This is a genomic window from Enterobacter sp. IF2SW-B1 (assembly GCF_001743375.1).
Taxonomy (GTDB): Bacteria; Pseudomonadota; Gammaproteobacteria; order Enterobacterales; family Enterobacteriaceae; genus Enterobacter; species Enterobacter bugandensis.
This window is the reverse complement of the sequence record NZ_MJAA01000007.1, coordinates 217,157-231,472: the sequence shown is the minus strand read 5'-3', so window position 1 is coordinate 231,472 and position 14,316 is coordinate 217,157. Positions and strand designations below refer to the sequence as shown.

Here is a 14,316-nt window from a genome sequence, read left to right as displayed (position 1 = left end):
TCATATTTCGTACATTTATCTGTCACCTGTTTGTCCTATTTTGCTCATCGTAGCCACTTAAACAATGATTTACGAAATCCTTGCAGGAGACATTATGAAAGTTATGCGTACCACTGTCGCAACTGTTGTCGCCGCGACCTTATCTCTGAGCGCTTTCTCTGCTTTTGCAGCAGCAAGCCTGACTGGCGCTGGTGCAACCTTCCCTGCGCCGGTGTATGCCAAATGGGCGGATACCTACCAGAAAGAAACCGGTAACAAGGTGAACTATCAGGGTATCGGCTCCTCCGGTGGCGTAAAACAAATTACCGCGAATACCGTTGATTTCGGCGCATCCGACGCTCCGCTGTCTGATGAAAAACTGAATCAGGAAGGCCTGTTCCAGTTCCCGACCGTGATCGGCGGCGTTGTGCTGGCCGTTAACATCCCTGGCCTGAAATCAGGCGAGCTGGTGCTGGACGGCAAAACCCTGGGTGACATCTACCTGGGCAAAATCAAAAAATGGGATGACGAAGCCATCACTAAGCTGAACCCGGGCGTTAAGCTGCCTTCGCAGAACATCGCTGTGGTTCGCCGTGCTGACGGCTCTGGTACCTCCTTCGTGTTCACCAGCTACCTGGCAAAAGTGAACGAAGAGTGGAAATCGAAAGTCGGCTCCGGCTCTACCGTTAACTGGCCAACCGGTCTGGGCGGTAAAGGTAACGACGGCATCGCTGCCTTCGTACAGCGTCTGCCTGGCTCTATCGGTTACGTAGAATACGCTTACGCTAAGCAGAACAACCTGGCTTACACCAAACTGGTTTCTGCTGACGGCAAACCGGTTAGCCCAACTGAAGAGAACTTCGCTAACGCAGCGAAAGGCGCTGACTGGAGCAAATCCTTCGCACAGGATCTGACTAACCAGAAAGGCGACAACGCGTGGCCAATCACTTCTACAACGTTCATTCTGATTCACAAAGATCAGAAGAAACCAGAGCAAGGTACTGAAGTGCTGAAGTTCTTTGACTGGGCATACAAAAACGGCGGTAAACAGGCTAACGACCTGGATTACGCCAGCCTGCCAGACAGCGTGGTTGAGCAGATTCGTGCTGCATGGAAAACCAACGTGAAAGACAGCAGCGGTAAAGCATTGTATTAATTTAGCATTCTGACGAAAATGGCGGGTGGCGCTTGCGCTTACCCGCCGATTTCGTAAACGCGTTTAACAGAAGAGTGATTTATGGCTGCAACCAAGCCTGCATTTAACCCTCCGGGTAAAAAAGGTGACATGATTTTCGGCGCGCTGGTCAAACTGGCTGCGCTGATTGTGCTATTGCTGCTGGGCGGCATTATCGTGTCTCTGATTTTCTCCTCCTGGCCGAGCATTCAGAAATTCGGTTTCTCCTTCCTGTGGACCAAAGAGTGGGACGCGCCGAACGATATCTACGGTGCGCTGGTGCCGATTTACGGTACGCTGGTGACCTCGTTCATCGCCCTGCTGATTGCGGTTCCGGTAAGCTTCGGTATCGCGCTGTTCCTGACGGAACTGGCGCCGGGCTGGCTGCGTCGCCCGCTGGGTATTGCCATCGAACTGCTGGCGGCAATCCCAAGTATCGTATACGGCATGTGGGGCCTGTTTATCTTTGCGCCGCTGTTTGCCACGTACTTCCAGGAGCCGGTAGGTAATGTTCTCTCCGCCGTTCCGTTTGTGGGAGCCCTGTTCTCTGGCCCGGCATTCGGTATCGGTATTCTGGCGGCAGGTGTGATCCTCGCCATCATGATTATTCCGTACATTGCGGCGGTAATGCGCGATGTCTTCGAACAAACACCGGTGATGATGAAAGAGTCGGCCTACGGCATCGGCTGTACCACCTGGGAAGTTATCTGGCGCATTGTCCTTCCGTTCACCAAAAATGGGGTGATCGGCGGCGTAATGCTGGGCTTAGGTCGCGCGCTGGGTGAAACGATGGCGGTCACCTTTATCATCGGTAACACCTACCAGCTCGACAGCGCTTCACTCTATATGCCGGGTAACAGTATTACCTCCGCGCTGGCAAACGAATTTGCCGAAGCGGAATCCGGGCTTCACGTCGCAGCGCTGATGGAACTGGGTCTGATTCTGTTCGTTATCACCTTCATTGTTCTGGCGATTTCCAAGCTGATGATCCTGCGTCTCGCGAAAAATGAGGGGGCACGCTGATGGCAACTCTCGAAATGCAAAGCACCGCTCAGCTTGCCGAATCCCGCCGCAAAATGCAGGCGAAGCGTCGTTTTAAAAACCGCATTGCGCTGACGCTTTCCATGGCAACGATGGCATTCGGCCTGTTCTGGCTGATCTGGATCCTGATGTCCACCATCACCCGTGGTATTGATGGAATGTCTCTGGCGCTGTTCACCGAGATGACGCCGCCGCCAAATACGGCGGGTGGTGGTCTGGCGAACGCCCTGGCGGGCAGCGGCCTGCTGATCCTGTGGGCGACCGTTTTCGGTACGCCGCTGGGCATCATGGCCGGCATCTACCTGGCCGAGTACGGGCGTAAATCCTGGCTGGCAGAGGTGATTCGCTTCATTAACGACATCCTGCTTTCCGCTCCGTCGATTGTCGTGGGCCTGTTTGTTTACACCATCGTAGTCGCGCAAATGGAACACTTCTCCGGCTGGGCGGGCGTAATTGCGCTGGCGCTGCTGCAGGTGCCTATCGTCATTCGTACCACCGAAAACATGCTGAAACTGGTGCCGGATAGCCTGCGTGAAGCAGCTTACGCGCTGGGTACGCCGAAATGGAAAATGATTTCTGCGATCACCCTCAAAGCGTCGGTCTCCGGGATCATGACCGGTATCCTGCTGGCTATCGCCCGTATTGCCGGTGAAACGGCACCGCTGCTGTTTACTGCCCTCTCCAACCAGTTCTGGAGCACGGACATGATGCAGCCGATCGCCAACCTGCCGGTGACGATCTTTAAATTTGCGATGAGCCCATTCGCGGAATGGCAGCAGCTGGCCTGGGCCGGGGTGCTGATCATCACCCTTTGCGTACTGTTGCTGAACATTCTGGCGCGCGTCATTTTCGCGAAGAAGAAACACGGTTAATTTTTTACGGCGCGGCAGCTCGCGGCGTCGAATGAGGAAATGAGTCAATGAGTATGGTTAATACTGCCCCGGGTAAGATTCAGGTTCGTGATTTGAACTTCTACTACGGCAAATTCCATGCCCTGAAGAACATCAACCTGGATATCGCTAAGAACCAGGTCACGGCATTCATCGGTCCGTCTGGCTGTGGCAAGTCCACGCTGCTGCGTACCTTTAACAAAATGTATTCGCTCTATCCGGAGCAGCGCGCTGAAGGTGAAATTATCCTGGATGGCGAAAACATTCTGACCCAGGCCCAGGATATCGCCCTGCTGCGTGCCAAAGTGGGCATGGTGTTCCAGAAACCGACGCCGTTCCCGATGTCCATCTATGACAATATCGCGTTTGGCGTTCGCCTGTTTGAGAAGCTCTCCCGTGCGGACATGGACGAGCGCGTGCAGTGGGCATTGACCAAGGCCGCATTATGGAACGAAACCAAAGATAAACTTCATCAGAGCGGGTACTCTCTCTCCGGTGGTCAACAGCAGCGTCTGTGCATTGCGCGCGGTATCGCCATTCGCCCGGAAGTGTTGCTGCTGGATGAGCCGTGCTCAGCGCTGGATCCGATCTCAACCGGCCGTATTGAAGAGTTGATCACCGAGCTGAAGCAGGATTACACCGTGGTTATCGTGACCCACAACATGCAGCAGGCTGCGCGTTGCTCAGATCACACGGCGTTTATGTACCTGGGCGAGTTGATTGAGTTCAGCGATACGGACGCGCTGTTCACCCGGCCCGCGAAGAAACAAACCGAAGATTATATTACTGGCCGCTACGGTTGATTTGCCTTAGTGCATGTGGAGAAACCATGGACAACCTCAATCTTAATAAACACATTTCAGGCCAGTTCAACGCAGAGCTGGAAAGTATTCGCACGCAGGTGATGACCATGGGTGGCATGGTTGAGCAGCAGCTTTCTGATGCGATTACGGCAATGCATAACCAGGACAGCGAGCTGGCGAAGCGCGTCATCGAAGGCGACCATAACGTCAACATGATGGAAGTGGCGATCGACGAAGCCTGCGTGCGTATTATCGCCAAGCGTCAGCCGACCGCGAGCGACCTGCGTCTGGTAATGGCGATCATTAAAACCATCGCCGAGCTGGAACGTATTGGTGACGTGGCGGATAAAATCTGCCGCACCGCGCTGGAGAAGTTTTCCCAGCAGCATCAGCCGCTGCTGGTGAGCCTGGAGTCGCTGGGCCGCCACACCGTGCAGATGCTGCACGACGTGCTGGATGCCTTTGCGCGTATGGATCTGGACGAAGCGGTGCGTATCTACCGTGAAGACAAGAAAGTCGACCAGGAGTATGAAGGCATTGTGCGTCAGCTGATGACCTACATGATGGAAGATTCCCGTACCATCCCAAGCGTGCTGACGGCCCTGTTCTGCGCGCGCTCTATCGAGCGTATCGGCGACCGCTGCCAGAACATTTGCGAATATATTTTCTACTTCGTGAAGGGTCAGGACTTCCGTCACGTGGGCGGCGACGAGCTGGACAAGCTGCTGGCGGGTAAAGATCCGAAAGAGTGATGGTTGTGGCGGGTGGCGCTGGCGCTTACCCGCCCTACGTTAGCTTAACGCGTAATATCCCACCCGCGTGCCTTCCACAACTCTGGCAATTGCGCCAGATCGGTAAAGGTCGTCACTTTTGGATGATCGATCGGCTTGTTGTGCGGATCGGCACAGAAGTAAAACACCTCCATCCCCGCATCAATCCCCGACTGGGCGCCCGCAGGCGAGTCATCCACCAGAATGCAGTTCTCCACGTTGACGTTCATCGCTTTCGCCGCGTGGAACATCAGGGCCGGATCGGGCTTCCAGCGCTGGATATCGTAGCCGCTGAACAGTTTTTCCGGAAAGTGGTGCAGCATTTCAAGCTTGCCCAGTGAATGCTGCATTTTGCTGACCGGACCGTTGGAAACTACGCAGATTGGCACCGTCATCGCATCCAGCAGCGCGTTAGCCCCGGCAATAACGTCCAGTTCTGAGTCAAAGAGGCGTGCGACCTCGGCGCGGTACACTGGTTCCAGCTCCGCTTTCGCCAGATCCACCCCGTGCTCTTCGTTAATGATGTCGATGATCTCGTACAGCTTCACGCCCTTAAAGCGTTTGAACACCTCTTCGAGATCGAGCGTAATGCCAAATTCCTGGAACATGGCGACATACGCGCGGGAACAAATGACCTCACTGTCGACCAGCGTACCGTCACAGTCGAAAAATACCGCTTCAATTCCGGACATGCCCTTCCCTTTTAACAAGTTTAACGTTTACGTACGACAGATTTACGAGACGCAATCGTTGCCGTATAAGCATAATCAATGAAAAAAGTATCCCGTAACCGCCACTATTGTCGCATTTTGGTATAGGATAGCGACGAATTTTCCCTCCTTGTTCGGAAATTGATGATGAGTCAACAACACACAACCCAGACATCTGGTCAGGGTCTGCTTGAGCGCGTATTCAAACTGCGCGAGCACGGCACAACGGCACGCACCGAAGTGATCGCCGGTTTCACCACCTTCCTGACGATGGTCTATATCGTTTTTGTGAACCCGCAAATTCTGGGCGTCGCTGGCATGGACACCAGCGCCGTCTTTGTTACCACCTGTCTGATCGCGGCCCTTGGCAGCATCCTGATGGGCGTTTTCGCTAACCTGCCTGTGGCGCTGGCACCCGCTATGGGCCTGAATGCGTTCTTCGCGTTCGTGGTGGTTCAGGCGATGGGCCTGCCGTGGCAGGTTGGTATGGGCGCTATCTTCTGGGGTGCGGTCGGCCTGCTGCTGCTGACCATCTTCCGCGTCCGCTACTGGATGATTGCCAATATCCCGGTGAGCCTGCGCGTGGGTATCACCAGCGGTATCGGTCTGTTCATCGGCATGATGGGGCTGAAAAACGCCGGTGTGATCGTGGCGAACCCGGAAACGCTGGTGAGCATCGGTAACCTGACCTCGCACAGCGTGCTGCTGGGCGTGCTGGGCTTCTTCATCATCGCGATCCTGGCGTCGCGCAACATCCACGCTGCGGTGCTGGTCTCTATCATCGTGACCACGCTGCTGGGCTGGATGCTGGGTGACGTGCATTACAGCGGTATTGTCTCTGCGCCGCCGAGCGTCTCTACCGTGATTGGTCACGTTGACCTGGCGGGTTCCCTGAACCTGGGCCTGGCGGGCGTGATCTTCTCCTTCATGCTGGTCAACCTGTTTGACTCCTCCGGTACGCTGATTGGCGTGACGGACAAAGCGGGTCTGGCTGACGAGAAAGGCAAATTCCCGCGCATGAAGCAGGCGCTGTATGTGGACAGCATCTCGTCCGTCGCCGGCTCTTTCATCGGCACCTCATCTGTTACCGCTTACATTGAATCCTCTTCCGGCGTGTCCGTGGGTGGCCGTACCGGCCTGACGGCGGTGGTGGTGGGTATCCTGTTCCTGCTGGTGATCTTCCTCTCTCCGCTGGCGGGTATGGTTCCACCGTATGCGGCTGCCGGCGCGCTGATTTACGTGGGCGTGCTGATGACCTCGAGCCTGGCGCGCGTGAAGTGGGAAGATTTAACCGAAGCGGTGCCGGCCTTTATTACCGCCGTGATGATGCCGTTCAGCTTCTCGATCACCGAAGGTATCGCGCTGGGCTTTATCTCTTACTGCGTAATGAAGATCGGTACCGGCCGCTTCCGCGAACTCAGCCCGTGCGTGATTATCGTTGCGCTGCTGTTTGTGTTGAAGATTGTGTTTATTGACGCGCACTAAGGTGCGGTTTGTGGTGTCAGGTGGCGCTTCGCTTACCTGACCTACAGACGAGTGTAGGCCCGGTAAGCGCTAGCGCCACCGGGCTTTTTTATCAGGCTTTAACCCGCTTAATATAATCCCCAAACGCGGTCAGCTGGCCAGAGAGATGGTCACGCGTGCTCTGTTCCACCACTTCACCCGTCTGCGGGTCGACCTTGTTTTGAATCACACCGCCCATAAATTCCGGCTTGTTCATCACCATCGCATCCAGGAACACCAGGATCTGACGCAGGTGATACTGGCAGCGTGCGCCACCAATCGCGCCCATTGAGCTGGTCTGGATCAGCACCGGTTTGCCAGACAGCGGCTGCTCCGGTAAACGGGATAACCAGTCAATCGCGTTCTTCAGGCCACCCGGCACCGAGTAGTTATACTCCGGCGTGACAATGACCACACCGTCGGCCTGGCGGATTTGCTCGGCTATCGCCTCCACGCTCTGCGGGAACCCCTCTTCCTGCTGGACATCTGCATCATACAGCGGGATATCGCCAATAGATGGCAGGGCACTAATTTCCATACCTGCCGGGGCCAGCTGCGGCAGCGTGCGGGCAACCATTCCGTTAAATGAACCTTTGCGCAGGCTTCCCAGCAACGTAACTACTTTCAACGTATCAGACATGATTACTCCTGTTTCATCATGATGACCCTGATTGGATCAGCTATGGGTAAATGCTTTTTCTGCCGGTAAACTGGTTAAACGCATCAGGCGTGCGGCGGGCTCGTTGGCGCGCTCGGGCACATCCGGAAGGCTACTCCATCCCTCTTTACTGTCAAATTCCCAAATCTTTAGCCGTTCGATGGCTGGGCTAACTGCAACAGACCATATCAACACATCTTCTGCATCGCTGAGCGCCTCTACAAGCGTAGCTTTAGCGGCACGCAGGCGTCCGGAGCCGGGCAACAATTGCAACAGACTGGCGTCGTCTGAAGCGCATCCGCAGAGCTTGCGAATACTCTGGCGCAGGGTGATGAGCTGGGCTCTGGCCTCGACGGAGTCGTTCTGGTTGCGTACCCACAGCTTCTCATTACTGGAGAGCGGGTAGTCATCGTGCGGGCTTGCGCCGTGGAAGCTCCGCGTCGCACGCTGAAGCTCCATATCCAGCCCGCAATCCCCTTCGGTGGTCAGCGCCACGCCAATGATATTGCCCGTATAGGCAATGGAAAAACGGGGGAGTTCCGGGTCAGCAAAGACCGGGCGGCCTTCTGGTTGCGTGACGATCTCCGGCAGTTCGCTGGTGCCGTACAGCATAAACAGCAGTTCTGCGAGAAGTGCTCTCGAGGCTAAAAACCGCGTCCTGCGGTGTTCGGGGAGTTTGAGCGCCTCACTGTGACAGGCTGAAGAGAGTCTGGCCGATACGAGACGTCCTTCTGTAAGTATCCCTCTTGCAAAGTGCGTTGCCATTTTTCGCTCCTTGATAATGGTCGTAATCGGTTAAACGGTTACATGATTATCGCTTAACTTGACTCCTGTTTTAATCAGTAAATCGGAGTAAGAGAAGCCTGAAGGCCGAACTTTACATTTTCTTAGGCAAAAATTGGATCGCTGCCACCGTACAACGCCTTGATGGTCTCCCGCAGCCAGAGGATTTTCGGATTATGGCTGTTCCGTTTATGCCAGATCAGCGTGAAGGGAACGGTCAGCTTTTCAGCCTGCGCTTCGTCAATGGGAATAGGAAGCGCGATCAGCTTCCGCTGGTGGAGATCATTGTAGTGGCGGCAGTAGTGGGGAGCCGTGGCGATATAGTTATGGCCGGGCTGCGCCGCCATAAACATCGACTGCTCAAAACCCGGCAAACACATGGCAATGTTTCTCTCCCGCCCCATCTCTTTTAGCACCTCATCCAGCGCCCAGGTGTCGCTCCGTTCCCAGAAGATACTGATATGGGGATAGCGCAGGAAGGTCTCCAGATTCCACTCCTCCTGCAGAGCGGGGTGGTCCTCACGCAAATAGACGTATGGACGGTCGCTAAACAAGATTTCGTAGTCGATAAACCACGGCATCAGCTTCAGCAGTTCACGCGAGCGCGGGTGGGTTTCGCGACCGGTGAAGCCAACGTCCACTTCCCCGCGCGTAATGGCGTCCAGCGAGTCGTAATCCCAGTGACGCATCTTCACCGTCGCCTGCGGATAACGCTGGTTCACCTGCTCAAGCAGGGCGTTAAAGCGGATGAGCATCAGCGGCGTTTCGGCGGCCAGCACAAACGTCAGCCCGCCAGGCGAATCATGGTGAGATTTATCGAGGATCTGGTTGCCAATCTGCATCCAGTCGGCCAAATCCTGCTCCAGGCTGACCGTCAGCGGCGTAGGCAGCAGCCCTAACGGCGTTTTGACAAACAGCGGGTCGTCAAACCAGTCGCGCAGCCTGGCCAGCGATTTACTCACCGCCGACGGCGTCACGTTCATCCGCTTTGCGGCTTTGGTGACGCTGCGCTCCTGCAGCAAAAGCTGCAGGCAAAGCAACAGGTTAAGATCGAGACTGCTGATGGGCTTCTTCATACTGTGCCGCGGGCTGGATGACCATAAGTAAGGTGATGCAGACTATGCTACAGCCAATCAGAATCCCGATCAGCATATTGAGCGCGTTAAGTCCGATGACTGCCGCCAGCCATATCCACAGAGACGAACCGCAGACCTGCGCGATCCCCAGGACCGAGCTTGCCACGCCTGCCCGCAGCGAGAAGGGACCAAGCGCCTGACTCATCGCCACGCCAAAGCCAACCGAGAACCCGGCACAGATGAGGGTAATGCCCGCCAGCATCAGCGCATGCGAGCTGGTGGTTGCCAGAACCACACCTGCGGCGAGAAACAGTGCCTGCGAGGTCAGCATCAGCGTGCGCTGGCGGAAGATATTCAGCGCAAACGGGGTGGAGAACGATACAGCCATACTGACCATAGCGGTTAATGCCATCACGGTGGAATACTCACCGCGATCGAAACCCATGGTCTCCATCAGCAAAACCGGGGAAACGTTTACATACGTCAGGATCACCGCCACGCTTAACGTGGTTACGGCCAGACGGCTGAGGAAAAAGCGATTGAGAAGTTTCTCTGCCGGATGAATGGTCGCGGTATGGCTGGGATTCTGCGAGCCCGGGTGGGTTTCTTTCAGTACGGCGATCGACAGCATAAAGACCAGGGCGCCCATTGCAGCCATGGTCCAGAACAGGCTCTGCCACGGGAATTTCAGCATGATCAGATAGCCTACAACCGGTGCCAGCACCGGAATGATGCAGGTTATCCCGTTCAGCATGGAGAGCACTTTAGCACGGCGCTGGGCGCTTAAGGTGTCGCGCAAAATGGCAAACGCCACCACGTAACAGCCGCCGGCACCAATGCCCTGGATGAACCGTCCTGCCAGGAACAAGGTGCTGTTCTGTGCCTGTGAGCAGAGAAGAGAGGCCAGGGCAAAGATAATGGCTCCGGTTATTGCGACGGGCTGACGGCCAGCCTTATCCGCGATCTTCCCGGCAAAGACCATCGACGACGCCATTCCTGCGAGGTAGGCCGAAAACGCGATGTGCAGCTGCGCTTCGCTGGCACCCAGATCGCGGGCGATGTGCGGTAATCCCACCAGATACATATCAATACCCGACGGATAAAGCAGAACTAATGCGAAACTACAAAACAGAAAACGCGCCATAAACCCCCCATAAATGCAGGCATGCAGAATAGGGGGTGAAAAGGGTTAAGGCGAGTTGCCATTTGGACAATGGTGATTTCCTGAGAGGAAATCACCATCAATTAGCGGAAACTATTTACCAATACAGAAGCTCGAGAAAATCCTGCCCAACAGATCGTCCGACGTGAACTCCCCGGTGATCTCGCTCAGATTCTGCTGCGCCAGACGCAGTTCTTCCGCCAGCAGTTCACCCGCCCACGCACCAATCAGCTGCGCTTTACCCTGGTCAAGATGGCGTGCCGCCTCTTCCAGCGCCTGCAGGTGACGGCGACGCGCCAGGAAGCCGCCTTCCATGCTGGTATCAAAGCCCATGCTCTGCTTGAGATGGTTACGCAGGGCTTCCACGCCTTCCCCTGTACGTGCCGAAAGGCGAATAAGTGAGTGACCATTCACATCGCTGATGCCCAGCGTTTCGCCGGTCACGTCTGCCTTGTTGCGCACTACGGTGATCGGCAGTTTGGCCGGCAGACGGGCGATAAAGTCCGGCCAGATCTCCGCCGGGTCAACGGCGTCGGTCGTGGTGCCATCTACCATAAACAGCACGCGGTCGGCCTGCTCAATCTCCTGCCAGGCGCGTTCGATGCCGATACGCTCGACTTCATCGCTGGCATCGCGCAGGCCCGCGGTGTCGATAATGTGCAGCGGCATCCCGTCGATGTGGATATGCTCGCGCAGCACGTCGCGGGTGGTCCCGGCTATGTCGGTTACGATTGCCGCTTCACGGCCCGCCAGGGCGTTCAGCAGGCTCGATTTCCCGGCGTTAGGGCGACCAGCAATGACGACCTTCATCCCTTCACGCAGCAGGCTGCCCTGACGCGCTTCGGCGCGGACGGCATCCAGATCGCTCATCACCTGGTTCAGCTGTGCTTCGATTTTACCGTCAGAGAGGAAGTCGATTTCCTCGTCCGGGAAGTCGATAGCCGCTTCGACATAGATTCGCAGGTGAGTAAGTGCTTCCACAAGGTGATTCACACGTGCGGAAAACGCGCCCTGCAGCGAGTTCAGGGCGGAACGGGCCGCCTGTTCAGAGCTGGCGTCGATCAGGTCTGCAATCGCCTCGGCCTGTGCCAGGTCGAGCTTGTCGTTCAGGAAGGCACGCTCGGAGAATTCGCCCGGCTTCGCAATGCGCAGGCCAGGCAGGGTCAGAATACGTTTTAACAGCAGGTCGAGGATAACCGGGCCGCCGTGGCCCTGAAGCTCCAGCACGTCTTCACCGGTAAAGGAGTTTGGGCCGGGGAACCACAGCGCAATGCCCTGGTCCAGCGGCGTGCCGTCGGCATCTTTAAACGGCAGGTAATCAGCGTAGCGCGGCTTTGGCAATTTACCCAGCACCGCTTCAGCCACCTCGCGCGCCTTCAGGCCGGAGATACGCAGAATGCCTACACCACCGCGTCCCGGTGGGGTTGCCTGGGCGACGATAGTGTCGTTATGGCTCATGGTTGCTCTCGTTCAATACAAATAAAAAAGGCGGTCAATCGACCGCCCTTATTTTAGCGTTATCTTACCGAATCAGGACTTTTTCTTTTCGCGGCTATGCAGGCCACGTTTTTCCAGACCACGGTAAATCAGCTGCTGCTGGATGATGGTCACCAGGTTGCTGACGATATAGTACAGCACCAGACCTGACGGGAACCACAGGAAGAACACGGTGAAGATGACCGGCATAAAGGTCATGATCTTCTGCTGCATCGGGTCGGTTACGGTGGTTGGCGACATCTTCTGGATGAAGAACATCGTCACGCCCATCAGGATCGGCAGGATGTAGTACGGGTCCTGTGCGGACAGGTCATGGATCCACAGGGCGAACGGCGCGTGGCGCAGCTCAACGGAACCCATCAGCATGTAGTACAGCGCAAGGAAGATTGGCATCTGAATCAGCAGCGGGAAACAACCACCCAGTGGGTTCACTTTCTCTGCCTTATACAGGGCCATCATCTCCTGGCTCTGACGCTGTTTATCATCGCCCAGACGCTCACGCATCGCCTGAATCTTCGGCTGCAGCATGCGCATCTTCGCCATGGAGGTGTACTGCGCTTTGGTCAGCGGGTACATGATGCCACGAACGATGAAGGTGATAACGATGATGGAGAAGCCCCAGTTACCCAGGAAGCTGTGGATGAACTTCAGCAGCTTAAACAGCGGCTGAGAGATGAACCACAACCAGCCGTAATCAACGGTCAGATCCAGGTGAGGCGCGACGGCAGCCATTTTGTCCTGAATTTCCGGGCCGACCCACAGGGTGCTTGCCAGCTTACCGGTTTGACCCGGCTGAACCAGAACAGGCTGTGATTTGTAGCCGATGGCTGCAATACCGTTGCCCAGGTTCGCGGTGTAGAAGTTATTCGTACCGTCGTTATTCGGGATCCACGCGGTCGCGAAATACTGCTGCAGCATTGCTACCCAACCGCCTTTGGAGCTGACGTTCAGGTTTTCGTTATCGGCAATGGTGTCGAATTTGTATTTCTCGTACTTCGCATCAGGCGTGGAGTACGCCGCGCCACGGAAGGTATGCAGCGCAAAGTTGCTGCTTCCGGTGTCACGGTGTGACGGCAGATTGATGGACTGCTTCAGCTGACCGAAGGTAGACAGTTCCAGCGGTTTCGCACCGGCGTTCTGTACGCTGTAGCCCACGTTCACCGCATACTCACCGCGTTTCAGGGTGAAGGTTTTGGTGAAGGTGTTGCCTGCCGCGTCGGTGTAGGTCATCGGGATAACGAGTTCGTTCTGGCCATCAGCCAGTACAAAGGTGTCGTTCTCGACGTTATACAGTGGACGCGCACCGTTAGCCGGATTGTCCGGGCCATCACGACCGGTCAGGCCGCTCTGCGCCTGATACAGGAACTCCGGTGTGGTTTCCAGTAACTGGAACGGTTCGTTAGACTTCAGCTCTTTCGGGTAGGTCAACAGCAGCGCCTGCTCAACATCACCACCACGGGTGTTGATAGTCAGCTCAAGCACATCGGTCTTAACCGTAATCTGTTTCCCCTGGCCACTGGCCGGTACGCCCTGGTCGGCGGCGCTACCCGCTGCGGTGGTCGTGGTCTGCGTGGTCTGCTGCTGGGGTTGAGGATTTTTATCCTGCTCCCATGCCTGCCAGATCATGAAAGACACGAACAACAAAGCGATGATAAGAAGATTGCGTTGCGAATCCATCGTTAGTGTTCTCTGGTATCAAAAGGTCCTGGGGGGACGGGGTCGTCTCCACCGGGGTGTAAAGGGTGGCATTTTAATACGCGTTTCACCGTCAACCAACTGCCTTTTATCACTCCAAACCTGCGCAATGCCTCAATTCCGTAGCTTGAGCATGTTGGTGTGAAACGGCAGTGCGGCCCGAGTAGCGGACTAATCAGGCGTTGATAGACCCGAATGAGGGCTATCAGGACCCGTGAGCCAGGCGACAGTGGCGGCGCCATAATTTTTCCAACGCTTCCGAGAGAGCACGGTTATCGAGGTCGGCAACCCCCTTTTTAGCCACCACCACGAAATCCATAGAAGGCAGTTCGTGCTGACGTAAACGGAAGCTTTCACGCGTCAGACGTTTAATCCGGTTGCGTTCATGCGCACGCTTAACGTTTTTCTTAGCGACTGTGAGACCGATGCGGGGATGCCCCAGCGAATTTTGGCGGCCGAGGATGGTGATTTGCGGCGTGCCAGCCCGTTGTGGCTGCTGGAAGACGAAAGTGAAATGAGTGGGAGTTAACAAACGTAACTCCCTGGGAAATGCTAGCTTAACCACTCAGGGGTTA

General features: G+C 55.9%; 15 protein-coding genes. 6 read left to right on the top strand and 9 right to left on the bottom strand.

Annotation, left to right across the window (positions count from 1 at the left end):
- Nucleotides 1–94 precede the first annotated feature (94 nt).
- From pstS to phoU, 5 genes are all read left to right on the top strand, one after another.
- Nucleotides 95–1,135: a phosphate ABC transporter substrate-binding protein PstS gene (gene pstS, locus A6013_RS15790; protein WP_028014923.1), complete on the top strand. Its 1,041-nt coding sequence runs from the start codon at nt 95–97 to the stop codon at nt 1,133–1,135.
- Nucleotides 1,136–1,216: 81 nt separating this feature from the next.
- Nucleotides 1,217–2,176: a phosphate ABC transporter permease PstC gene (pstC, locus tag A6013_RS15785; RefSeq protein WP_028014924.1), complete on the top strand. Its 960-nt coding sequence runs from the start codon at nt 1,217–1,219 to the stop codon at nt 2,174–2,176.
- The gene (gene pstA / locus A6013_RS15780; RefSeq protein ID WP_014881893.1) at nt 2,176–3,066 is read left to right on the top strand and encodes a phosphate ABC transporter permease PstA; all 891 of its coding nucleotides are present in this window, start codon (nt 2,176–2,178) and stop codon (nt 3,064–3,066) included. The genes pstC and pstA overlap by 1 nt, the downstream gene beginning before the upstream one ends.
- 47 nt (nt 3,067–3,113) lie before the next feature.
- Nucleotides 3,114–3,887, top strand: a complete 774-nt coding sequence (gene pstB, locus A6013_RS15775) for a phosphate ABC transporter ATP-binding protein PstB (RefSeq protein ID WP_069733405.1) — start codon at nt 3,114–3,116, stop codon at nt 3,885–3,887.
- Between the two features lie 26 nt (nt 3,888–3,913).
- The gene (gene phoU, locus A6013_RS15770; protein ID WP_003861153.1) at nt 3,914–4,639 is read left to right on the top strand and encodes a phosphate signaling complex protein PhoU; all 726 of its coding nucleotides are present in this window, start codon (nt 3,914–3,916) and stop codon (nt 4,637–4,639) included.
- Nucleotides 4,640–4,683: 44 nt separating this feature from the next.
- Here the strand turns inward: phoU and yieH are convergent, their stop codons facing one another.
- On the bottom strand, nt 4,684–5,349 hold the full coding sequence (gene yieH, locus A6013_RS15765; RefSeq protein WP_047366739.1) for a 6-phosphogluconate phosphatase: 666 nt from the start codon (nt 5,347–5,349) through the stop codon (nt 4,684–4,686).
- Between the two features lie 165 nt (nt 5,350–5,514).
- Between yieH and adeP the strand changes: the two genes are divergently transcribed.
- The gene (gene adeP / locus A6013_RS15760) at nt 5,515–6,852 is read left to right on the top strand and encodes an adenine permease AdeP (protein ID WP_028014926.1); all 1,338 of its coding nucleotides are present in this window, start codon (nt 5,515–5,517) and stop codon (nt 6,850–6,852) included.
- A 91-nt stretch (nt 6,853–6,943) separates the two neighbouring features.
- Here adeP and A6013_RS15755 read toward each other — a convergent pair whose 3' ends face one another.
- The 8 genes from A6013_RS15755 to rnpA all read right to left on the bottom strand — a co-directional run bounded on the left by A6013_RS15755 (nt 6,944) and on the right by rnpA (nt 14,306).
- On the bottom strand, nt 6,944–7,510 hold the full coding sequence (locus A6013_RS15755; RefSeq protein WP_069733404.1) for an NADPH-dependent FMN reductase: 567 nt from the start codon (nt 7,508–7,510) through the stop codon (nt 6,944–6,946).
- Nucleotides 7,511–7,546: 36 nt separating this feature from the next.
- Complete coding sequence (locus tag A6013_RS15750) at nt 7,547–8,293, bottom strand: 4'-phosphopantetheinyl transferase superfamily protein (protein ID WP_047366738.1); 747 nt, start codon at nt 8,291–8,293, stop codon at nt 7,547–7,549.
- 122 nt (nt 8,294–8,415) lie between these two features.
- Nucleotides 8,416–9,387 carry an HTH-type transcriptional regulator YidZ gene (gene yidZ / locus A6013_RS15745; protein ID WP_069733403.1) on the bottom strand — a complete coding sequence of 324 codons (972 nt, stop codon included), beginning with the start codon at nt 9,385–9,387 and terminating at the stop codon, nt 8,416–8,418.
- Nucleotides 9,356–10,531: an MFS transporter gene (locus A6013_RS15740; RefSeq protein ID WP_069733402.1), complete on the bottom strand. Its 1,176-nt coding sequence runs from the start codon at nt 10,529–10,531 to the stop codon at nt 9,356–9,358. The genes yidZ and A6013_RS15740 overlap by 32 nt, the downstream gene beginning before the upstream one ends.
- Nucleotides 10,532–10,642: 111 nt before the next feature.
- Nucleotides 10,643–12,007, bottom strand: coding sequence for a tRNA uridine-5-carboxymethylaminomethyl(34) synthesis GTPase MnmE (gene mnmE, locus A6013_RS15735; RefSeq protein WP_028014930.1), 1,365 nt, complete (start codon nt 12,005–12,007; stop codon nt 10,643–10,645).
- Nucleotides 12,008–12,079: 72 nt separating this feature from the next.
- Nucleotides 12,080–13,723, bottom strand: a complete 1,644-nt coding sequence (gene yidC / locus A6013_RS15730) for a membrane protein insertase YidC (RefSeq protein WP_028014931.1) — start codon at nt 13,721–13,723, stop codon at nt 12,080–12,082.
- A gap of 2 nt (nt 13,724–13,725) precedes the next feature.
- Nucleotides 13,726–13,983, bottom strand: coding sequence for a membrane protein insertion efficiency factor YidD (gene yidD / locus A6013_RS25330; RefSeq protein WP_001307474.1), 258 nt, complete (start codon nt 13,981–13,983; stop codon nt 13,726–13,728).
- Nucleotides 13,947–14,306: a ribonuclease P protein component gene (gene rnpA, locus A6013_RS15725; protein ID WP_014072458.1), complete on the bottom strand. Its 360-nt coding sequence runs from the start codon at nt 14,304–14,306 to the stop codon at nt 13,947–13,949. The genes yidD and rnpA overlap by 37 nt, the downstream gene beginning before the upstream one ends.
- Between the last annotated feature and the right edge of the window lie 10 nt (nt 14,307–14,316).

What these genes read in the sequence shown, in the direction of transcription:
- pstS (WP_028014923.1), top strand. Translation starts at nt 95, where the DNA reads ATGAAAGTTATGCGTACCACTGTCGCAACTGTTGTCGCCGCGACCTTA.
- pstC (WP_028014924.1), top strand. Translation starts at nt 1,217, where the DNA reads ATGGCTGCAACCAAGCCTGCATTTAACCCTCCGGGTAAAAAAGGTGAC.
- pstA (WP_014881893.1), top strand. Translation starts at nt 2,176, where the DNA reads ATGGCAACTCTCGAAATGCAAAGCACCGCTCAGCTTGCCGAATCCCGC.
- pstB (WP_069733405.1), top strand. Translation starts at nt 3,114, where the DNA reads ATGAGTATGGTTAATACTGCCCCGGGTAAGATTCAGGTTCGTGATTTG.
- phoU (WP_003861153.1), top strand. Translation starts at nt 3,914, where the DNA reads ATGGACAACCTCAATCTTAATAAACACATTTCAGGCCAGTTCAACGCA.
- yieH (WP_047366739.1), bottom strand. Translation starts at nt 5,349, where the DNA reads ATGTCCGGAATTGAAGCGGTATTTTTCGACTGTGACGGTACGCTGGTC.
- adeP (WP_028014926.1), top strand. Translation starts at nt 5,515, where the DNA reads ATGAGTCAACAACACACAACCCAGACATCTGGTCAGGGTCTGCTTGAG.
- A6013_RS15755 (WP_069733404.1), bottom strand. Translation starts at nt 7,510, where the DNA reads ATGTCTGATACGTTGAAAGTAGTTACGTTGCTGGGAAGCCTGCGCAAA.
- A6013_RS15750 (WP_047366738.1), bottom strand. Translation starts at nt 8,293, where the DNA reads ATGGCAACGCACTTTGCAAGAGGGATACTTACAGAAGGACGTCTCGTA.
- yidZ (WP_069733403.1), bottom strand. Translation starts at nt 9,387, where the DNA reads ATGAAGAAGCCCATCAGCAGTCTCGATCTTAACCTGTTGCTTTGCCTG.
- A6013_RS15740 (WP_069733402.1), bottom strand. Translation starts at nt 10,531, where the DNA reads ATGGCGCGTTTTCTGTTTTGTAGTTTCGCATTAGTTCTGCTTTATCCG.
- mnmE (WP_028014930.1), bottom strand. Translation starts at nt 12,007, where the DNA reads ATGAGCCATAACGACACTATCGTCGCCCAGGCAACCCCACCGGGACGC.
- yidC (WP_028014931.1), bottom strand. Translation starts at nt 13,723, where the DNA reads ATGGATTCGCAACGCAATCTTCTTATCATCGCTTTGTTGTTCGTGTCT.
- yidD (WP_001307474.1), bottom strand. Translation starts at nt 13,983, where the DNA reads ATGGCGCCGCCACTGTCGCCTGGCTCACGGGTCCTGATAGCCCTCATT.